Here is a 20,307-nt window from a genome sequence, read left to right as displayed (position 1 = left end):
GGAGCCGCCCATGCCCAGCACGTCACGCAAAACCGGGGTTGTCCTGTTGCCTGGCGCCACGCCGACACCCGACCACGAACGCGCCGTGCACCAGAGCCTGGCGATCCGCATCGCCACGCTGCTGGGCACGCGTTTCCTCGCTGAGGACGAACGCCAGGGGGTGCCGGACCACGAGTTGTATTACCTGCCCGCCGACACGCTGATCGACCCGCAGGCCTGGCGTGAGCGCTGTGGCATCAGCGGCGTGGAGGATTTCTTCGGCGGCCTGGTCAGCCAGCCGTTCATGGTTACCAAGGCCATTTCCCACCCGCGGGTGGCGGACGGTGCCGCGCCGCAAGGCTGGACCGACGCCTTTGCCAAACACGCAGGCGACGCCTTGCTGGACGGGCGTACGGTGTTCAGCCTGGACGATGCACGCAAGGCCGCAGCGCACCTGTTGCAGGAAGCGCCACTGCGCCTGAAGCCCGTGCGCGCCACCGCTGGCCGCGGGCAGACCATCATCCGCGACAGCCAGGAACTGGACTCCGTGCTGAACCACATGAACGACGAAGAGATTCGCCTGTGGGGCCTAGTGCTTGAGCAGAACCTTACCGAGGTGCGCACCTACAGCGTTGGCCAGGTGCAGGTAGCCGGCATTACCGCCTCTTACCACGGCACCCAGCAGCTCACCCAGGACCACCGCGGCGAATTGGTCTACGGCGGTTCGGAACTGGTGGTAGTGCGGGGCGACTACCCGCAGTTGCTGGCCCTGGCCCTGGACGACGACACGCGCCTGGCCGTCAGTCAGGCGATGCGCTATGAACAGGCGGCGCGCAACACCTTCCCCGGCTTCGTCGCCTCGCGCCGCAACTACGACGTGGCGCGCGGGCTGGACCATCGCGGCCAGCCGCGCAGCGGCGTGCTGGAGCAATCCTGGCGGGTGGGCGGTGCCAGCAGCGCCGAAATCCTCGCACTGCAGGCCTTCGCCGCCGACCCGGCACTGGCCTGCGTGCTGGCCTCCACCCACGAAGTTTTCGACAACAGCCCTATCCCGGCCGACGCCACCCTGTTCTACCAGGGCGACGACACCGAACTCGGCCGCTTGAGCAAATATGCAAGGATTCGCGACTATGAGCGTCCATAGCGAGAAGGTCGACATCAAGGTAGAAGGCGAGACCATCGCCGGCACGCTGCTGAGCCCCAGCAGCAAGGTCCCCGGCATTCTGTTCGTGCACGGTTGGGGCGGCAGCCAGCAGCGCGACCTGGCGCGGGCGAAGAACATCACGGGCCTTGGCTGCGTGTGCCTGACCTTCGATTTGCGCGGCCACGAGAAAACCGCCAGCCAGCGCGAAAGCGTGACCCGCGAGCAAAACCTCGAAGACCTGTTGGCGGCCTACGACCTGCTGGTCAGCCACCCGGCCGTGGACAGCAGCGCCATCGCCGTGATCGGCAGCAGCTACGGCGGCTACCTGGCCGCCATTCTCAGCAGGATGCGCCGGGTACGCTGGCTGGCACTGCGGGTGCCGGCTTTGTACTGGGACAACGAATGGAACGTGCCCAAGTACGCCCTGGACCGCAGCGGCCTGCAAATCTACCGGCGGGAAAACCTGGGGCCCGCAGACAATCGCGCCCTGGCGGCGTGCGCAGAATTCGAAGGGGACGTGTTGCTGGTGGAATCCGAGCAGGACGACTATGTGCCGCACACTACCCTGATGAGTTACCGCTCGGCGTTCGTGGGCGCGCATTCGCTGACCCATCGCATCGTCGACGGCGCCGATCATGCGCTGTCCACCGATGCCAACCAGAAAGCCTATAGCGCCATCCTGACCCAGTGGGTCAGCGAGATGGTGATTGGCGCGCGGCTGGAAAAGTATCCGCACCACTCACCGCATTACTCCTGATCAGCCTTCGCTCAGGCCTTTGCTGGAGGCGGCATGCTGGCCGATCACTTCGCGGGTCTGGGCACGTTCGATACGGGCGCGTTCACGCTGGTATTCGTCGTAGGACAGGCCGCGGCGGCTGAGGGTTTCAAGGGCCAGCTCGTGCTGTTCCTCGACGCTGTAGCCGCGGGTTTCGGGGTGGTTGTCGGCGCAACCGGCAAGGGCGGCGGTAAGGATCACAAGGCTGAACGCGAGGGCGGTTTTCATGAGGGGCCTCCTGCACCCTGGGGTGCTTCATGTGGCTGATTCGATGTAGAAAGGTTACTGCCCGGCCCCCCTGCAGGAACAATCACTGCTCTCAATAGTGGCTATTGGAATTTTTGCCCTGATGGTTTGGGGGCGGGCCTTATATTCCCAGGCGATCTATTTGGATTACTTCTTGGTCTTTTACGGCATAAGCCTGCTTCCTCTATAACAGTGGCTGCCGCACCCGCCGCTGTTGCGCCAGCCACTGTTGCCCCAGCAACAGCCATTCCACAGCACGTCGCACCAGCGACATCGGCGGGGGCCGGCCATATCGCGCCAGCCCAGGCGGGGCGCGGCTTCCAGGGATTGGTACGGTGCTTGCTCCGGAGCCTTAACTGTCCATTGAGCCACTGTTGAGGAATACACATGTCACGCCCATTGAACGTTGTTGCCGTCTCCGGGGGCACCTGGCGCCCGTCACGCACCTTGGTGCTGACCCAGGCCATCGTCGCCCAGCTGGGTGAGCTGCTGCCCATCACTGCCCAGGTCATCGAACTCACCGACATCGCCCGCCCCCTGGGCGCGGCCCTGTCGCGCCAGGAAGCCAGTGCGGAAGTAGAGGCGAGCCTTGCGGCCATCGAAAACGCCGACCTGCTGATCGTCGCCTCGCCGGTGTACCGCGGTTCCTACCCGGGCCTGCTCAAGCACCTGTTCGACCTGGTCGACCTCAACGCCCTGATCGACACCCCGGTGCTGCTCGCCGCCACCGGTGGCAGCGACCGCCACGCGCTGGTGCTCGACCACCAGCTGCGGCCGCTGTTCAGCTTCTTCCAGGCGCTGACGCTGCCCATTGGCGTGTACGCCACCGAGGCCGACTTCAGCAATTACCAGATCACCAGCGAACTGCTGCAGGCGCGTATTCGCCTGGCCGCCGAACGTGCCGCGCCGCTGTTCGGCGGTTTGTCCAAACACCTGCTGAAAATTGCCTGAGGTCTGACATGGATGTTTTCTGGTTCCTGCCCACCCACGGTGACGGCCACTACCTGGGCACCACCCAGGGCGCCCGCCCGGTTACCCTCAACTACCTCAAGCAAGTGGCCCAGGCCGCCGACGACCTGGGCTACCACGGCGTGCTGATTCCCACCGGCCGCTCGTGCGAAGACTCCTGGGTGATCGCCTCGGCGCTGGTGCCGCTCACCGAACGCCTGCGCTACCTGGTGGCGATCCGCCCGGGCATCATCTCGCCCACCGTCTCGGCGCGCATGGCCGCCACCCTCGACCGCCTGTCCAACGGCCGCCTGCTGATCAACGTGGTCACCGGCGGCGACCCCGACGAAAACCGTGGCGACGGCAGCTTCCTGACCCACGCCGAACGCTACGAAGTGACCGACGAATTCCTGCAGATCTGGCGGCGTGTGCTGCAGGGCGAGGCCGTGGATTTCGAAGGCAAGCACCTGCACGTGCAGAACGCCAAGGCCCTTTACCCACCGGTGCAGAAGCCCTACCCACCGCTGTACTTCGGTGGCTCTTCGGAAGCCGCCCATGCCCTGGCCGCCGAGCAGGTGGATGTCTACCTGACCTGGGGCGAGCCCCCGGCCGCAGTGGCCACCAAGCTGGCCGATATTCGCGAACGCGCCGCCCGCCACGGCCGCCAAGTGCGCTTCGGCATCCGCCTGCACGTGATTGTGCGCCCCACCAGCGAAGAAGCCTGGGCGGCCGCCGACCGCCTGATCGAACACATCAGCGACGACACCATCGCTGCCGCCCAGCAATCCTTCGCCCGCTTCGACTCCGAAGGCCAGCGGCGCATGGCGGCGCTCCACGGTGGCAGCCGCGACGGCCTGGAAATCGCCCCCAACCTGTGGGCCGGCGTCGGCCTGGTGCGTGGCGGCGCCGGTACTGCGCTGGTAGGCAACCCGCAGGAAGTGGCCGCACGCATCAAGGAATACGCGGACCTGGGCATCGAGAGCTTCATTTTCTCCGGCTACCCGCACCTGGAAGAGGCCTACCGCTTCGCCGAGCTGGTGTTCCCGTTGCTGCCCGAGCCCTACGCCAGCCTGGCCGGGCGCGGCATCACCAACCTCACCGGGCCGTTCGGCGAGATGATCGCCAACGACGTGCTGCCCGCCGCCAAGGCCAAGCCATGAGCGACCTGAATACGCCGCTGGAGATTGCCCGCGCCCTGGCCGCCGACTTCGCCGAAACCGCCGTGGAGCGCGACCTGCGCGGCGGCACGCCAAAGGCCGAGCGCGACGCCCTGCGCCGCAGCGGCCTGCTGGCCATGAGCATTCCCCAGACGTTCGGTGGCCAGGGCGCCAGCTGGACCGACACCCTGGGGGTGGTGCGCGAACTGGCGCGGGTCGACAGCTCCATTGCCCACGTGTTCGGCTTTCATCACCTGATGCTGGCCACCGTGCGCCTGTTCGCCCGGCCCGAACAATGGCAACCCTGGTTCGAGCAGACCGCGCGCCAACAGTGGTTCTGGGGCAACGCCCTGAACCCGCTGGACACCCGCACCGTAGTGCGCCATTTCAATGGCTGGTGCGAGTTTTCCGGCAAGAAGAGCTTCTGCTCCGGCGCCAGCGACTCGCAGATGCTTATTGCCTCGGCGGTAGATGAAACGGCGGGCGGCAAGCTGCTGATCGCCGCCATTCCCAGCAGCCGCAGCGGCATCACCCTGCACGACGACTGGGACAACTTCGGCCAGCGCCAGACCGACAGCGGCAGCGCCAGCTTCGAGCGGGTGCGGGTGGAGCAGTCGGAACTGCTGCTGGACCCGGGCCCGTTAAGCACGCCATTCGCCTGCCTGCGGCCGCTGATCGCGCAGCTGACCCTCACCCACATGTTCCTCGGCCTCACCGAGGGCGCAGTGGAAGAGGCGCGCCACTACACCCTTCACGAGACCCGGCCGTGGTTCAAATCCGGCAGCCAGGAGGCGCGCCAGGACCCGTACGTGCTGGCCCACTACGGCGAGTTCTGGGTGGCCCTGGAGTCGGTGCGCCTGCTGGTGGAACGCGCCACCACCCTGCTGGACCAGGCCTGGGCCCGCGGCCCGGCGCTGACCGCAGACGAACGCGGGCACCTGGCCGTGGCCATCGCCACCGCCAAGGTCGCCGCCAGCCGCCACGGCCTGGAGATCTGCAGCCGCCTGTTCGAAGCCACCGGCGCCCGCGCCACCCACGCTTCGCTGCGCCTGGACCGCTACTGGCGCAACCTGCGCACCCAGAGCCTGCATGACCCCATTGACTACAAGCTTCACGAACTCGGCGACTGGGCCCTGAACCGGACGCTGCCGATTCCCACTTTTTATTCCTAGAGAAGCCCATGCAGCTATTGACCTTGCCGCCCTCGCCCGCCCTCGCGACCTCTATCCGCGCCACCGCCCAGGTGTTCGAAGACCCCAAGTCGCGGGCCCTGCTGGCGCACCTGCAACAGATCGCCCCCAGTGAGGCCAGCGTGCTGATCATTGGCGAGACCGGCACGGGCAAGGAGCTGGTGGCCCGCCACATCCACAACCTCAGCGGCCGTTGCAACCGGCCGTTCGTGGCGGTGAACTGCGGGGCGTTCTCCGAGTCGCTGGTGGAGGCCGAGCTGTTCGGCCATGAGAAAGGCGCCTTCACCGGCGCGCTGGCGGCCAAGGCCGGCTGGTTCGAGGAAGCCAACGGCGGCACGCTGTTCCTCGACGAGATCGGCGACCTGCCCATGGCCATCCAGGTGAAGCTGCTGCGGGTGCTGCAGGAACGTGAAGTGGTGCGCTTGGGCTCGCGCAAGTCCATCCCCATCGACGTGCGCGTGCTGGCCGCCACCAACGTGCAGCTGGAACGGGCGATCAACGCCGGGCACTTCCGCGAAGACCTGTACTACCGCCTGGACGTGGTGAGCATGGACCTGAGCCCGCTGCGCGAGCGCCCGGGTGACATCCTGCCGCTGACCCGGCACTTCATCAACGCCTACAGCCAGCGCCTGGGCTACGGCACCGTGACCCTGAGCCCGGAAGCCGAATTCAAGCTGCGCACCTACCAGTGGCCGGGCAACATCCGCGAGCTGGAGAACGTGATTCACCACACCCTGCTGATCTGCCGCAACGGCGTGATCCAGCCCGAGGATTTGCGCCTGTCGCACATGCGCATCGAGCGTCAGGACGACGGCCAGGCCAGTGATGATTCGGCCGAGGCGCTGCTGGAGCGGGCCTTCCAGAAGCTGTTCGCCGAACAGGCCGGGGCGCTGCACGAGAAGGTCGAGGACGCGCTGTTGCGCGCAGCCTACAAGTTCAGCCACTACAACCAGGTGCACACCGCCAACCTGCTGGGCCTGACCCGCAACGTCACGCGTACGCGGCTGATCAAGATCGGCGAGCTGGCGGTAAACAAGCGCCGGCCCGGCGAGACTATCCAGCAGGACCGGGTGCTTCAGCTTTCAATCTGACACCGCCCTCCGTCCGGCATCTGTGGGAGCTGGCTTGCCAGCGAGCTTTTAGGGGCAAACAGCTCGCTGGCAAGCCAGCTCCCACAGGATTCAGGCAGGCTCAGCCACACGCGCGCCTTCAAGCTCGCGCACCAGCGGCAGCACGTGCTTGCCGAAATACTCCACCTCTTCCTGGAAGTGCAGGAACCCCGCCAGCACCAGGTCCACGCCCACCGCCTTCAGCGCCACGATGCGCTCGGCGATCTGCCGGGGCGTGCCGATGAGGTTGGTCTTGAAGCCATCGTTGTACTGCACCAGGTCCTTGTAGGTGGACTTGGCCCAGTTGCCCTCGCCTTCGGGCGAGGCGCTGCCGGCCTGTTTGGCCGCCGCGCCAAAGGCACTCACGGCATCGAAGTCGGCCTTGTCGATAATCTCGGCCAGTACCGCACGGGCCTCGGCCTCGGTGTCGCGGGCGATGACGAAGGCGTTGACGCCCACCTTCACCGAATGGCCGTTGGCTGCGGCCTTGGCGCGAATGTCATCGACCTGGGCCTTGATGCCTTCCACCGTGTTGCCGTTGGTGAAATACCAGTCCGACACCCGCGCAGCCATGTCGCGCGCCGCCCGGCTGCTGCCGCCCTGGAAAATCTCCGGGTGCGGCTGTTGCAAGGGCTTGGGCTTGAGGGTGTAGTCGTTGAAGCGGTAGAAGTCGCCGCGGTAGGTGAAGCTGTCCTGGGTCCAGATGCCCTTCAGGGCAGTGATGAACTCCTCGGAGCGGCGGTAGCGCTCGTCGTGTTCCAGCCACGGCTCGCCGATGGCGGTGAACTCACCCTTGAACCAGCCGCTGACAATGTTCACCGCAATGCGCCCGCCAGTGAGCTGGTCGATGGTGGCCAGCTGCTTGGCCGCCAACGCCGGCTGCCAGGGGCCGGGCAGGATCGCCGCGATCACCTTAAGTTTCTGCGTGGCGGCCAGCAGCGCGTGGCTGAACGCCACAGACTCGTGCTGGTTGTCGGCGCCGTAGCCGGCGGTGAAGCGGATTTGCGTGAGGCCGTACTCGAAGCCGGCGGCCTCGGCCAGCTGCGCCAGCTTGCGGTTGTAGTCGATGTCCCAGCTGGTGCGCTGGGTGACCTTGCTCACCACCAGGCCGCCACTGACGTTGGGCACCCAGTAGGCAAATTTCACGGGTTCGGGATGGCTCATGTCGGTTCACTCTTCGGCAGGACGTTGAACTCAAGCAGAGCAGCAACCATGCCAGCCGCCTCGACCCCCGCGCCCACGCGCTCGCCGTTGATGCTGCTGGCACCGCCGGTGACCGGCTGCCAACGGATTGCTGATGCACTGTTGCCGGGCCAACACCCGGCGCCGCGCAACGCGCCTGAAAGGCCCCGCACACCGCGCCGCCGCGGTCGGCATGAAGCCTGCAACAACCCAAGCATCGAACCAGAGACCCCTGCCATGACCGACCATCACATCATCAACCCGCTGGCCACCGGCACCGACTACCACGCCCTGGCCGAACGCTTCCGGCCTGTTTTCGCGCGCATCGCCCAAGGCGCCGTGGCCCGCGAGCAGCAGCGCACCCTGCCCTTCGAACCGATCCGCTGGCTGAAGGAAGCCGGCTTCGGCGCCGTGCGCGTGCCGGTGGAATACGGCGGTGGCGGCGCATCGTTGCCACAGCTGTTCGAGCTGCTGATTGAACTGGCCGAGGCCGACGCCAACGTGCCGCAGGCACTGCGCGGGCACTTCGCGTTTGCCGAGGACCGCCTCAACGCCACGCCCTCGCCGGCCCGTGACCGCTGGTTCGCGCGCTTCGTGGCCGGCGACATCGTCGGCTGCGCCTGGACCGAGATCGGCGCGGTGAGCATCGGCGACGTCATCACCCAGGTCAGCCCGGACGGCGAGCAGTGGCGCCTCAACGGCGAGAAGTTCTACAGCACCGGCAGCCTGTTTTCCGATTGGATCGACGTGTTCGCGCGCCGCAGCGACACCGGCACCGACGTGATCGCCGCGGTGCGCACCGACCAGCCGGGTATTGTCCAGACCGACGACTGGGACGGCTTCGGCCAACGCACCACCGGCAGCGGCAGCTCGCGCTTCGTGGACGCAGTGGTGGAGGCCGAGCAGGTGTTCGATTTCGCCAGCCGCTTCAAGTACCAGACCGCGTTCTACCAGCTGGTGCTGCTGGCCACCCTGTCAGGCATCGGCCGCGCCGCCCTGCGCGACGTGGCCCAGGGCGTCAGCCAGCGCCGGCGCATCTACAGCCACGGCAACGCGCCGCAGGTGAGCCAGGATGCCCAGGTGCAGCAGGTGGTGGGTGAAATAGCCGCCTGGGTATACACCGCCGAAGCCGCCACCCTGCGCGCTACCCAACCGACGCAGCGCGCCTACCTGGCCCGGTTCGGCAATGATGCCGCCGCCGAGCACCAGGCCAACGTCGACGCCGAGCTGGAATCGGCGCGCGCCCAGGTCGCGGTCACCGAACTGATCCAGCGCGCCACCACTACGCTGTTCAACGCCCTCGGCGCCTCGGACGTGCGCACCGGCAAATCGCTGGACCGCCACTGGCGTAATGCCCGCACCGTGTCCTCGCACAACCCCACCATCTACAAGGCGCGCATCGTCGGTGACTGGGCGATCAATGGCACCGAACCGCCGTTCGTGTGGCAGATCGGCAACGGGCCTGCGGTTTCATAATCCATCCTTCGCGGCTGTTACATCCTGTGGGAGCTGGCTGGCCAGCGAGCTGTTGGGGCCATAAAAGCTCGCTGGCAAGCCAGCTCCCACAAGATAGTTGCTGTTACAGAGATGGTGTAACCAGCGTCCTGGCCAGGGCCTTGGCTTGCAGCGCCACGTCGGTGACCGCCGTGCTTTCCCACCACAGGCCACGCAACGGCGGGCCCATGGCGAACAGCCGGGCCGAAGCCTGGCCGTCGGCGGCGTGCACGGCGCCGTTGGCCTGGGCCGAAATGCCCAGCGCCAACGGCCCCGGGCGGATCAGGCCGCGCGCCAGCAGCTGTCGGGGAAGTGGCCGGTCCACGCGGCGCCAGTCGTACTCGATTCCCGTCGAGTTGATCAGCGCCACGCCGGTGTCGATACGCTCGGCGGCCTGGCCACGGTCACGCAGGCGGATGCCCACCTGCCCGTTCTCGGCCGGTGCCAACCCCAGTAGCTGCGCGGCGTCAATGCGCACCCTGCCCTCGTGCAACAAGCGCTGCAGCAGCGCATCGCTGGGCGGCGGCGAGCGGTGGTGATGGCTTTCCCACCACGGCCGCGCATGGCGCACGAACTGGCGCTTGTGCCAGTCGCTGGCACCGCTCCACAGCCGCCCAATGTGGGCGCGCACGGTGTCCAGCGGCGCCTGCCAGTCAATGCCGGCGGCCTGGGCTTCACGGCATTGCCGGCGCAGCGCACGCCACACCTGCAACGGCGTGGCGATGGCGTGGTCGGCGGCCAGGAAGTCTGGCCAGGCAGGCGGCTGCCGGCGCACCTGGGGCAGCAGCCCATGGCGCGAATAGATCTGGATCGGCCCACGGTGCCCGGCCTGCTCCAGTGACACCACGGCGTCGACCATGGTCAGCCCGGAGCCGATGATCAGCACCCGGCCGTCGGGGTCGAGGCCAGCCATGGCCTGCACGTCCCAAGGGTCCACCGCCGCCGCGTTGAGGCCGCTGGACTGGCGCTGGCGGGTGCGCGCCGCCGGGAACATGCCAGTGGCCAGCACCGCCTGGCTACCCTGCACCTGGCTGCCGTCGGCGAGGGTCAGGCGCACGCCGTCGGCCTGCACCTGCAGGTCGACGACTTCAGTGCGCACATGCTCCAGGGTCGAACCCTGCGCGGCGCCGATCGCCCGCGCTGCCGCCAGGTGCTGCTGGGCGTATACGCCAAACAACCCGCGCGGCGGGAACAGCTCGGCCACCGGCACGTGCTGGCGATCGGACTCGGGCCAGCCACCGGCAGCGATGTGCGCACCAAGCCACTGGGTCAGGTCATCGGGGTTGTCGGGGTCTACGCTCATGCGCGCAGCATTGCCGTTCAGGGTGTGGCCCAGCTCGGTGGCGCTGTAGGCTTCGCCGCGGCCCAGCTCGGGCCGCGGCTCGAACACCCGCAGCCGCCGCTGGCCGGGTTGGCGCAGCAGTTGCGCGGCCAGCAGGGTGCCGGACAGGCCGCCGCCGATGATCAGGATGTCTTGCATGGGGTGCTCACTGTTAGCAGTGGGGTTGCCGGGAACATCATAAACAGCTTCACGGTTTTCGATAGCCCGCCGCCGGGTGATTGCCAGGCAGCCGCGCGCCTGCGCCGAACAGTTTTTCGCGCAGGGTGCCGCGGCGGTACTCGGTCTTGTACACGCCGCGCTTCTGCAATTCGGGCACCAGGTGGTCGACCACGTCGCTGAAGGTTTCGTGGGTGACCGCGTAGGCCAGGTTGAAACCGTCGACGTCAGTGTCGGCCACCCACTCCTCAAGCAGGTCGGCGACGGTCTCGGGGCCGCCGACGAACAGCGGGCCGAAGCCGCCGATGCCCACCCAGTCCGCCAGCTCGTTGGGGGTCCAGATCGTGTCGGGGTCGGCCGTGCTGAAGGCTTCCACCGCCGACTGGATGGCATTGGTCTTCACATGGCGCAGGGCCTCGCCGGGCTGGAACTGGCTGAAGTCGATGCCGGTCCAGCCACTGATCAGCGCCATGGCGCCTTCGTAGCTGACCCAGGACTTGTACTCCTCGAACTTGGCGCGGGCCTTGGCATCGGTCTCGTCGACGATCACCGTCTGCAGGTTGAAGATCAGCACGCTGCGCGGGTCGCGCCCGGCCTCGGCGGCGCGGCGACGGATGTCGGCCACGGTCTTCTTCAACAGCACCTTGGACGGCGCGGCGACGAACACGCACTCGGCATGCTCGGCGGCGAACTGCTTGCCACGGCTGGAAGCGCCGGCCTGGTACAGCAGCGGCGTGCGCTGCGGCGAGGGTTCGCACAGGTGAATGCCGGGCACCTGGAAGTGCTTGCCGTGGTGGTTGATGGGGTGGATCTTGCTCGGGTCGCTGAAGATGCGCCGCTCGCGGTCGCGCAGCACGGCGCCGTCCTCCCAACTGCCCTCCCACAGTTTGTAGCAGACCTCCAGGTATTCCTCGGCGTAGTCGTAGCGCGCATCGTGCTCGGTCTGCGCGGCCTGGCCGATGTTCTTGGCGCCGCTTTCCAGGTACGAGGTGACGACGTTCCAACCGGCGCGCCCCTTGGTCAGGTGGTCCAGGGTCGACAGGCGCCGGGCGAACGGGTACGGGTGCTCGAACGACAGCGACGCGGTCAGGCCGAAGCCCAGGTGCTCGGTGACCATGGCCATGGGCGCAATCAGCTGCAGCGGGTCGTTGACCGGCACCTGCGTGGCCTGGCGAATGGCGGCGTCGCCGTTGCCCTGGTAGACGTCGTAGATACCCAGCACGTCGGCGATGAACAGGCCGTCGAACTTGCCGCGTTCGAGAATGCGCGCAAGGTCGGTCCAGTAGGCCAGGTCCTTGTACTCCCAGGAACGGTCACGCGGGTGTGCCCACAGGCCGGGCGACTGGTGGCCGACGCAGTTCATGTCAAAGGCGTTGAGGCGGATTTCACGCGACATGCAGTTCTCCAAACTGAACAAAGATTCATACACTTCATGCAGGGCTCATTGCACAGTGCGTGCCGCACCGCCATGCCCCGTGTTTGCGGGGGCGTGACCCTATGCCGGGGCGGCACGGGGTTACTGTTGGCCAGCAAACTGTTGCGCCGCTGTTGCCTTGGCAACAGTGCTGGCGCGGGCACGGGACGAAAATTTCACGGCCAGCGTTATACAGTTACTTTTTGTGGGTAGACTGCCCGGTCGCCTGAGCGTCAGTTTTATTCAACGGTAAACCGCAACGGCCCTGGCCGGGCCGCGCACCTGCCTGTGCGAGCGTATGGAGATGTGATGAGAGTTGATCTGGATGCCCCGGCTGGGGATCTGCACGCCCTGCCGAGGTTCGTGCGCGCCGCCTCGCAGGCGCGCCGCCTGTTCGGCCTGATGCTGGGGCTGGGGGCACTGCTGATGCTGGCCCTGGTGGCTGGCGTATTCGTCGAGCTGTTCACCCGTGACTCGCTGTGGGTGCCGCTGCTGTGCGGCATCAGCGCCAGCTGCCTGACGTTGCTGGGCACCAGCCAATGGGCCTGGCGCATTGCCCAGTGGCGCGCCGCCGCGCTAACCGGCGAGCCCCTGGACCCGACCGCCGTGGAATGGGTGCAGGACGAACCGCGCGGCGCCTACGACCGCCTGCTGGACCGCATTGGCGACAGCCTCAGCCTGTGGCTGCACCGCTTGGGCGTATCGGCGCTGTGGCTGATGGGCTGCTGCGTGGTGGCACTGCTGCTGGTGAATTACGGCTGGAACCTGAGCCTGGCGCCCCAGGCCATGGGCCAAACCGCCTATGCCATCGCCGGGCTGTTGCTGGTGGTCGCCTTCGCCCTGCTGGTACTGGAACGCCAGCTGAGCGCCGCCGACCCGCTGCAATGGCCCGAGGCTTCGGGCCTGGCGCTACAACTGCGCATAACCCTGGCGAGCCTGCTGCTGGCGGCGGTGTGCCTGTTCTTCGCCAACGGCGAGGCGCCGTGGCCGCTGCGCCTGGCGGTGCTGGCCGGCCTGCTGCCGGCCCTGGCCGCGCTGGAGCTGCTGGTGCGCGCGCTGCTGTCGGTATTCAGCCCGCAGCGCCCTACGCTGGAACCGCAGATCGTCGCCGACAGCCTGTTCGCCGGCCTGCTGAACTGGCCGCCACGCCCGCTGCGCCGCCTGCAGGATGAAATGCAGCAACGCTTCGGCATCGACCTGCGGCAGATCTGGGCGCTGGGCTTCATGCGCCGCGCCAGCCTGCCGGTGCTGAGCCTGATCGCGCTGATCGGCTGGCTGCTGAGCGGCGTCACCCAGGTGCCCATGAATGGCCGCGCGGTGTACGAGCAGTTCGGCAAGCCCCTGACCGTCTACGCCCCCGGCCTGCATGTGGGCCTGCCGTGGCCGTTCGGCCAGGTGCGCACCGTGGAGAACGGCGTCATCCATGAACTGGCCACCAGCAACGAGGGCGGCCCGGGCGATGACAGCAGCAGCGCCGACGGCCCCGCCCCGGTGACCGCCAACCGCCTGTGGGACGCCTCGCACCGCGCGGAAAAGTCCCAGGTCATTGCCAGCACCGCCGGTGACAAGCAGAGCTTCCAGGTCGTGAACATGGACGTGCGCTTCGTCTACCGCATCGGCCTTACCGACAAGGCCGCGCTGGCCGCCACCTACAACAGTGCCGACGTGCCGGCGCTGATCCGCAGCACCGCCAGCCGCGTGCTGGTACACCAGTTGGCCGGCCGCGAGCTGGACGACATGCTCGGCGAGGCCCGCGCGCAATTGGGCGAGGACATCGGCAAGCGGGTACAGGCCGACCTCGACCGCCTCGACAGCGGCGTCGAGCTGCTGGCCACCGTGGTCGAAGCCATCCACCCACCGGCCGGCGCCGCCGATGCCTACCACGGCGTGCAGGCCGCACAGATCGGCGCCCAGGCGCTGATTTCCCGCGAGCGCGGCAACGCCAGCGTCACCAGCAACCAGGCGCGCACCGAGGCCAGCATGGCCACGGACAACGCGCAGGCCACCAGCGCCGAGAACCTGGGCACCGCCAAGGCCGCCGACCTGCGCTTCACTGCTGAACTGCAGGCCTGGCACAGCGCCGGCCAGGCGTTCATCGACGAGCAGTACTTCAGTCAGCTGGCCCAGGGCCTGGCCAATGCCAAGGCCCTGATCCTGGACCACCGCATTGCCCGGGACGAGCCGCCGACCCTGGACCTGAGAACCTTCGCCGCGCCGGTCGACCCCGGCCAGCCACGCCGCTAACGGCCTGCAGGAGTTTTGATTTTGAGTACATCGCACAACCACGCGGGCCACGACCACGGCCACGACCATCATGACCATGGCCACCACGACCACGGGCATGACCACGACGCTGGCGCGCCGTCGCGCCCTTGGAAGCGTATCGGCATCGCCGCCCTGCTGGTGCTGTTCGCCATCGCCACCGCCTGCCTGGTGCAGGTGCGCAGCGGCGAGGCCACGGTCATCACCCGTTTCGGCAACCCTTCGCGCGTGCTGCTTGAGCCCGGCCTGAACTGGCGCCTGCCGATCCCGTTCGAATCGGCGGTGCCGGTGGACCTGCGCCTGCGCACCACCTCCAGCGGCCTGCAGGACGTGGGTACCCGCGACGGCCTGCGCATCATCGTCCAGGCCTACGTGGCCTGGCAGGTGCAGGCCGACAATACCGACGTGCAGCGCTTCATGCGCGCGGTACAGAACCAGCCTGACGAAGCCGCGCGGCAGATCCGCACCTTCCTCGGCTCGGCGCTGGAAACCTCGGCCAGCGGTTTCGACCTGGCGAGCCTGGTGAACACCGACGCCAACAAGGTGCAGATCGCCGATTTCGAAGACCACGTGCGCCAGCAGATCGCCAAGCAGCTGCTCGACACCTACGGCGTGCGTGTGCTGCAGGTGGGCATCGAGCGCCTGACCCTGCCCGCCGTGACCCTCAACGCCACGGTGGAGCGCATGCGCGCCGAGCGCGAGACCATCGCCACCGAGCGCACTGCCGAAGGCAAGCGCCAGGCGGCGGAGATCCGTTCCGGCGCCGAGCGTGACGCGCGCATCCTGCAGGCCGACGCGACGGTGAAGGCAGCCGACGTCGAAGCGCAGTCGCGCGTGGAAGCCGCGCAAATCTACGGCAAGGCCTACGCCGGCTCGCCCGAGCTGTACAACCTGCTGCGCTCGCTGGACACCCTGGGCACCATCGTCAACTCTGGCACGCGCCTGGTGCTGCGCACCGACGCCGCGCCGTTCCGCGCCCTGGTCGACGGCCCGCCACAGCTGCCCGCGCCCGCTGCCGCCAGCGGTGCCAAGCCATGAGTGGTGCCGCCCCCGAACCACGGGTGCCCAGCCCCTGGCTGCAAGCCGGCCGCCTGACGTTCCTGGCGCTGTACGGCGTTACCCTGCTGGCGGCCTTTGGCTGGGCGGTGTCGAACATTCGCCAGGTGGGCCCGGAAAGCCGCGCGGTGGTGTTGCGCATGGGCGCCCTGGAACGCATCCACAGCGCCGGCCTGCTGCTGGCCTGGCCGCGGCCGTTCGAGCAGGTGGTGATGCTGCCGTCGGCTGACCGCGTCATCGAACAGCGCGTGGAAACCCTGCTGCGCGAGAACCAGACCCGCGGCATCGACGCCAACACCTCGCCCAACAGCGACGCGGTGGCCGGTGCCGGCTACCTGCTGACTGGCGACGCCGGGGTGGTGCAGTTGGACGTGCGCATCTTCTACAAGGTGGTGGACCCGTACCAGTACGTGCTGCAAAGCGCCAACATGACCGCGGCATTAGACCGCCTGGTCGCCCGCAGCGCCGTGGCCGTTTCCGCCTCCCGCGACCTCGACACCATTCTGGTGGCGCGCCCGGAACTGGTGGGCAGCGACAGCCAGGCCGCCGAGCGCCGCGAGCGCCTGCGTGGCGACCTGATGCAAGGCATCAACCGCAGCCTCGACGCCTTGCAGGCACAAGGCGCGGGCCTTGGCGTGCACATCGAGCGTGTCGACCTGCAGTCGAGCCTGCCTGACGGTGCAGTGAACGCCTTCAACGCCGTGCTCACCGCCAGCCAGAAAGCCGAGCAGAACATCGCTTCGGCCCGCAACGACGCTGCCAAGGTCACCCAGGCCGCTACCCAGGACGCCGACCGCACCCTGCAAGTCGCCCACGCCCAGGCCAGCGAGCGCCTGGCCAAGGCCCAGGCCGATACCGCCACCATCGCCAGCCTGGCCCAGACCCAGCGCGACCACAGCGACCCCGGCCTGCTGCAACGCCTGTACCGTGAGCGCATCCCGGCCATCCTGCAGAAGGCAGGTTCGGTCACCACGGTCGACCCCCACGACGACGCCCGTCTGATTCTGCAAGGCAGCCAACCATGAGTGCGCATTCCCACCATCATCACGGCCACGCCCACCACGGGCATTCCCATGGCCACCTCACCGGCGGCATGCTCAGCGTCGACGAGCAACGCAGCGCCGCGCGCCAGCTGACCCTGGCCATGGTCGCCCTCGGCCTGCTGGCCCTGGGGCTGGGCTGGCACTGGTTCGACCCGGCCCAGGACGGCGTGGCGCAGATCCTCTTCGGCGTCGCCTCGCTGCTGGTGGCCATTCCGGTGCTGCGCTCGGCCTGGTTCAGCATCCGCCACCCCAGCCTGCACGGCCTCACCGACCAGTTGGTGGCCATCGCCCTGTTGGGCGCCTGGGCCACGGGCGACCTGCTGACCGCGGCGCTGTTGCCGATTCTGATGATATTCGGCCATGTGCTGGAAGAGCGCAGCGTGATCGGCTCCCAGGAGGCCATCGAGTCCCTGGGCAAACTGACCCGCAGCCATGCGCGGCTGATCGCCGCCGACGGCAGCATCCGCGAAGTGGACAACGCCAGCCTCAAGGCCGGCGACCAGGTGGAAGTGCGCGCCGGTGACCGCGTGCCGGCCGACGGCCGCGTGCTGGAAGGCCAGGCCAGCCTGGACACCGCGCCCATCACCGGTGAATCGGTGCCGGTACAGGCCGCACCGGGCATGGACGTGTTCGGCGGCGCCATCAACCTCGATGGCCTGCTGCGCATTGAAGTGTCGCGCACCGGCGAAGACTCTACCCTGGGCAAGGTCATCGCGCTGATGCAGAAGGCCGAGCAGTCGAAGCCGCCGATCACCCGTTTGCTGGAGCGCTACGCCGGCCAGTACATGGTGCTGGTGCTGCTGATTGCCGCCGTCACCTGGTTCATCACCAATGACCCGCAGGCAATGCTCGCCGTGCTGGTGGCGGCCTGCCCGTGCGCGCTGGTGCTGTCGGCGCCGGCCACGGCCATTGCCGGCATCGCCGTGGCCGCGCGCCATGGCATCCTGATCCGCAGCTCGGCGTTCCTCGAAGAATTCGCCGACCTCAGCTCGCTGGTGATCGACAAGACCGGCACCCTCACCTACGGCGCCCTGCACCTGCAGCGTCTGCAGGTAGCCGCCGAGTGCAGCGCCGACGAGCCGACCTTGCTGCACCTGGCCGCCAGCCTTGGCGCCGCCAGCAGCCACCCGGTGAGCCGCGCCCTGGCCACCCTGGTGCCCCAGGATGCCTACCATCCGTTGGAGCAGTTGCGCGAACGCCAGGGCCTGGGCGTTATTGCCCAGACTCCGCAGGGCGAAGCGGCCCTGGGCCGTGCCGAGCTGTTCCAGCAGTTGGGCGTGGACCTGCCGCCGGTGCCCGAGCACGACGGCCCGATCGCCGGGCTGGCCTTGAACGGCCGCTTCCTGGCCTGGCTGCTGCTGGCCGACCGGGTGCGCCCGGAAGCCGCTGCGGCGCTGGCCGACCTGCGTGAACTGGGCCTGGGCCGGCAGTTGCTGCTGACCGGTGACCGCCTGCCGGTGGCCAACGCCCTGGCGGCCGAGGTGGGCATTACCAACGTAGTGGCCCAGGCGCTGCCTGAAGACAAGCTGCACCGGGTGACCGACGAAATCAGCAATGGCTTCCGGCCGTTGGTGGTGGGTGACGGCATCAATGACTCGCTGGCGCTGAAGGCTGGCGTGGTGGGCGTGGCCATGGGCGCCGGCGGTGCCGACATCGCCCTGGCCTCGGCCGACATCGTGCTGATTGGCAGCGACCTGCGCCGCCTGGGCACCTGCGTGCGCCTTAGCCGCCAGTGCCGCCGCACCTTGCAGGTGAACGTCGCCATCGGCCTGGGCTGGACCCTGGCCATCGTCGCCGCCGCGGCCTTCGGCCTGCTGGGCGTGGCGGGCGCGGTGGTGGCGGCGTTGCTGCACAACCTCAGCACGCTGCTGGTGCTGGGCAATGCGGGGCGGTTGCTGCGGATAGAGGAGCCGTTGAAATAACCACCCCTGTGGGAGCTGGCTTGCCAGCGAGCTGTTGGGGCCATAAAAGCTCGCTGGCAAGCCAGCTCCCACAAGACAGTTGCTGCTACGTGAAAATGTACCGTCAGGCCCGGCCGCGCAACGCGATCGGGCGGTACAAGGTGCGCAAGCCATACTTCTCGCGATACTCGCTCAACGCATGCCCGGTCACGCGCAGGAAGATCTTGCGCAGCGCGCCGACGTCCTGGTAACCCACGCTGGCGGCGATCTGGTCAACGTTGCGCTGGCTGGTTTCCAGCAGGTGACAGGCGCGGGCGATGCGCAGGTGCTGGCAATATTCGGTGGGCTTGAGGCCGGTGCTGGCATGGAAGCGGCGCAGGAAGGTACGCGGCTCAAGCCCGGCACACTCGGCCATGTCGTCCAGGGTGACGCCCATGGCGCGGTTGTCCTGCAGCCACAGCTGCACTTTGAGCACGGCCGCGTGCCCGTGGTCCAGGCGCGGCTGGAACGGGCTGGGCGGCAGCGGCTGGTCGCGCAGCGGCACATTGAGCATGGCGTGGGTTTCCACCGCCAGCGAGGCACCGAAAAAATGCGCCAGCACGGCCAGGCCCAGCTCCTGCCAGGCCTGGCTGCCGGCGGCGGTGACGACGTCGCCCTCATCCACCATGGGCTCATGAGGCTGCAAGCGCACCTGTGGGTAATGGGCCGCCAGGGCCATGGCCGCATCCCAGTGCAGGGTGGCGCGACGGCCTTGCAGCAACCCAGCCATGGCCAGCAACCAGGCACCGCTATCGACCGCCATCAGCATGGCACCGTCAGCGTGCCAGCGGCGCAAGGCACGCAGCACCGCGCCCAGGGCCTCGGCATCGGGCACCCCGCCGGCAGCCAGCGGCGGCACGAACACCACCGCCGGCGCAGGCCCGGCGTCCACGTCCGCCAACAGGTCCACCTGCACCGCTGGCGTTTTCGCCATGCCTAACTCTGCCCTCACCTGCCGTGCGCAGGCGAACAGGTCGAGCAGCCCGGCCGTGCTGGACGGCTGGGCACCCGGGTATTGCAGCAGGCACAGGCGCAACACGGAAGGTTCGGGGATTTCTGTCATTTTTCACTGCCCTTTGCGCGAATGTGCACATGCTACCGAAACAAGGCGGGGGCAGAGAAGCGCTTTAAAACACTACGTTGCGCACGAACCGCACGGCCACCTCGCCCTCGTTACGATAGCCATGGGGGCGCTGGCTGGCGAACATGTGGAACTCGCCGGCGCTGATTTGCAGGCTTTCGCCGTCCATTTCCAGGGTCAGGCAGCCTTCGTAGACGAACAATTGCTCGCTGAAGCCCTCGGCGTCGCAGGTGCTGTTATAGATTTCCCCGGGGGCCAGGCACCACTCCCACAACTCCACCTCGCGCCGCGCCGGGGCGCTGGCCAGCAGCACGGCCTTGCTGCCGGGCTGGCTGCCGGCCCACGCCAGCTCGTTGATGCGGTTGGGGTCGCGGTTGTCAGGCGCGCGAATCAGGTCGCTGAACACCACGTCCAGCGCCTCGGCCACGCGGTCAAGGGTGCCGAGGCTGACGTTCTTCTCGCCAGCCTCGATAGCCACCAGCATGCGCCGGCTGACCCCGGAACGTTCGGCCAGGGTGTTCTGGCTAAGGCCGGCAGCGTGGCGCAGGCGTCGCACATTGTGGCTGACGTGCTGCAATACCGAGGCGCGGGAGGGGGAGTCTGGGGGCACGGCGTTCGGCTCTGGGGCGAAATATGCGCAGTATATTGCATTACCCCCCTTGTGGGAGCTGGCTTGCCAGCGAGCTGTTGGGGCCCTGAACGCTCGCTGGCAAGCCAGCTCCCACAAATACCGTCAACGCCAACGAAAACCGAAGGCTTGTAAAATTTTGTCATGAAAAAGCTGGCAAA

17 protein-coding genes are annotated in these 20,307 nt (G+C 67.8%); 11 read left to right on the top strand and 6 right to left on the bottom strand.

Annotated elements, in window-relative coordinates; all coding sequences use genetic code 11:
• The first annotated feature begins 10 nt into the window (after window positions 1-10).
• Window positions 11-1,123, top strand: a complete 1,113-nt coding sequence (locus AC0SZ7_RS24380; protein WP_475506774.1) for a DUF3182 family protein — start codon at window positions 11-13, stop codon at window positions 1,121-1,123.
• The gene (locus AC0SZ7_RS24375; RefSeq protein WP_475506773.1) at window positions 1,110-1,880 is read left to right on the top strand and encodes an alpha/beta hydrolase family protein; all 771 of its coding nucleotides are present in this window, start codon (window positions 1,110-1,112) and stop codon (window positions 1,878-1,880) included. The genes AC0SZ7_RS24380 and AC0SZ7_RS24375 overlap by 14 nt, the downstream gene beginning before the upstream one ends.
• On the opposite strand, the gene AC0SZ7_RS24370 is transcribed toward AC0SZ7_RS24375, so the two are convergent.
• Window positions 1,881-2,126, bottom strand: a complete 246-nt coding sequence (locus tag AC0SZ7_RS24370) for a hypothetical protein (RefSeq protein WP_475506772.1) — start codon at window positions 2,124-2,126, stop codon at window positions 1,881-1,883.
• A 405-nt stretch (window positions 2,127-2,531) separates the two neighbouring features.
• Here AC0SZ7_RS24370 and msuE point away from each other — a divergent pair, with 405 nt between their 5' ends.
• The 4 genes from msuE to AC0SZ7_RS24350 are packed head-to-tail and all read left to right on the top strand — an operon-like array spanning window position 2,532 to window position 6,530.
• Window positions 2,532-3,095, top strand: a complete 564-nt coding sequence (gene msuE, locus AC0SZ7_RS24365) for an FMN reductase (protein WP_475506771.1) — start codon at window positions 2,532-2,534, stop codon at window positions 3,093-3,095.
• An 8-nt stretch (window positions 3,096-3,103) separates the two neighbouring features.
• The gene (ssuD, locus tag AC0SZ7_RS24360) at window positions 3,104-4,252 is read left to right on the top strand and encodes an FMNH2-dependent alkanesulfonate monooxygenase (protein ID WP_475506770.1); all 1,149 of its coding nucleotides are present in this window, start codon (window positions 3,104-3,106) and stop codon (window positions 4,250-4,252) included.
• Window positions 4,249-5,421, top strand: coding sequence for an acyl-CoA dehydrogenase family protein (locus tag AC0SZ7_RS24355; RefSeq protein ID WP_475506769.1), 1,173 nt, complete (start codon window positions 4,249-4,251; stop codon window positions 5,419-5,421). The genes ssuD and AC0SZ7_RS24355 overlap by 4 nt, the downstream gene beginning before the upstream one ends.
• Window positions 5,422-5,429: 8 nt before the next feature.
• Entirely contained in the window at window positions 5,430-6,530 is a 1,101-nt protein-coding gene (locus tag AC0SZ7_RS24350) for a sigma-54 interaction domain-containing protein (RefSeq protein ID WP_475506768.1), read from the top strand.
• A 90-nt stretch (window positions 6,531-6,620) separates the two neighbouring features.
• Here the strand turns inward: AC0SZ7_RS24350 and sfnG are convergent, their stop codons facing one another.
• Window positions 6,621-7,712: a dimethylsulfone monooxygenase SfnG gene (gene sfnG / locus AC0SZ7_RS24345; protein ID WP_475506767.1), complete on the bottom strand. Its 1,092-nt coding sequence runs from the start codon at window positions 7,710-7,712 to the stop codon at window positions 6,621-6,623.
• A 255-nt stretch (window positions 7,713-7,967) separates the two neighbouring features.
• Between sfnG and AC0SZ7_RS24340 the strand changes: the two genes are divergently transcribed.
• Window positions 7,968-9,206 carry an acyl-CoA dehydrogenase family protein gene (locus AC0SZ7_RS24340; protein WP_475506786.1) on the top strand — a complete coding sequence of 413 codons (1,239 nt, stop codon included), beginning with the start codon at window positions 7,968-7,970 and terminating at the stop codon, window positions 9,204-9,206.
• A 103-nt stretch (window positions 9,207-9,309) separates the two neighbouring features.
• On the opposite strand, the gene AC0SZ7_RS24335 is transcribed toward AC0SZ7_RS24340, so the two are convergent.
• Both AC0SZ7_RS24335 and AC0SZ7_RS24330 read right to left on the bottom strand, forming a co-directional pair.
• Window positions 9,310-10,704 (bottom strand): FAD/NAD(P)-binding protein, encoded by a 1,395-nt coding sequence (locus AC0SZ7_RS24335; RefSeq protein ID WP_475506766.1) that lies wholly within the window; start codon window positions 10,702-10,704, stop codon window positions 9,310-9,312.
• Between the two features lie 49 nt (window positions 10,705-10,753).
• Complete coding sequence (locus AC0SZ7_RS24330; protein ID WP_475506765.1) at window positions 10,754-12,118, bottom strand: LLM class flavin-dependent oxidoreductase; 1,365 nt, start codon at window positions 12,116-12,118, stop codon at window positions 10,754-10,756.
• 327 nt (window positions 12,119-12,445) lie between these two features.
• Here AC0SZ7_RS24330 and hflK (AC0SZ7_RS24325) point away from each other — a divergent pair, with 327 nt between their 5' ends.
• The 4 genes from hflK (AC0SZ7_RS24325) to AC0SZ7_RS24310 all read left to right on the top strand — a co-directional run bounded on the left by hflK (AC0SZ7_RS24325) (window position 12,446) and on the right by AC0SZ7_RS24310 (window position 18,419).
• Window positions 12,446-14,380, top strand: coding sequence for a protease modulator HflK (gene hflK / locus AC0SZ7_RS24325; protein ID WP_475506764.1), 1,935 nt, complete (start codon window positions 12,446-12,448; stop codon window positions 14,378-14,380).
• 15 nt (window positions 14,381-14,395) lie between these two features.
• The gene (hflC, locus tag AC0SZ7_RS24320) at window positions 14,396-15,436 is read left to right on the top strand and encodes a protease modulator HflC (protein ID WP_475506763.1); all 1,041 of its coding nucleotides are present in this window, start codon (window positions 14,396-14,398) and stop codon (window positions 15,434-15,436) included.
• Complete coding sequence (gene hflK, locus AC0SZ7_RS24315; RefSeq protein WP_475506762.1) at window positions 15,433-16,479, top strand: protease modulator HflK; 1,047 nt, start codon at window positions 15,433-15,435, stop codon at window positions 16,477-16,479. Before hflC ends, hflK (AC0SZ7_RS24315) begins: the two co-directional genes overlap by 4 nt.
• A gap of 68 nt (window positions 16,480-16,547) precedes the next feature.
• On the top strand, window positions 16,548-18,419 hold the full coding sequence (locus AC0SZ7_RS24310) for a cation-translocating P-type ATPase (protein WP_475506785.1): 1,872 nt from the start codon (window positions 16,548-16,550) through the stop codon (window positions 18,417-18,419).
• A 103-nt stretch (window positions 18,420-18,522) separates the two neighbouring features.
• Here AC0SZ7_RS24310 and AC0SZ7_RS24305 read toward each other — a convergent pair whose 3' ends face one another.
• Window positions 18,523-19,500 (bottom strand): GlxA family transcriptional regulator, encoded by a 978-nt coding sequence (locus AC0SZ7_RS24305; RefSeq protein ID WP_475506761.1) that lies wholly within the window; start codon window positions 19,498-19,500, stop codon window positions 18,523-18,525.
• Between the two features lie 64 nt (window positions 19,501-19,564).
• Window positions 19,565-20,128 carry a helix-turn-helix domain-containing protein gene (locus AC0SZ7_RS24300; protein WP_475506760.1) on the bottom strand — a complete coding sequence of 188 codons (564 nt, stop codon included), beginning with the start codon at window positions 20,126-20,128 and terminating at the stop codon, window positions 19,565-19,567.
• Window positions 20,129-20,307: the final 179 nt, after the last annotated feature.

It is taken from the genome of Pseudomonas sp. JC1203 (assembly GCF_056175065.1).
This window is presented reverse-complemented; position numbering and strand designations above follow the sequence as displayed.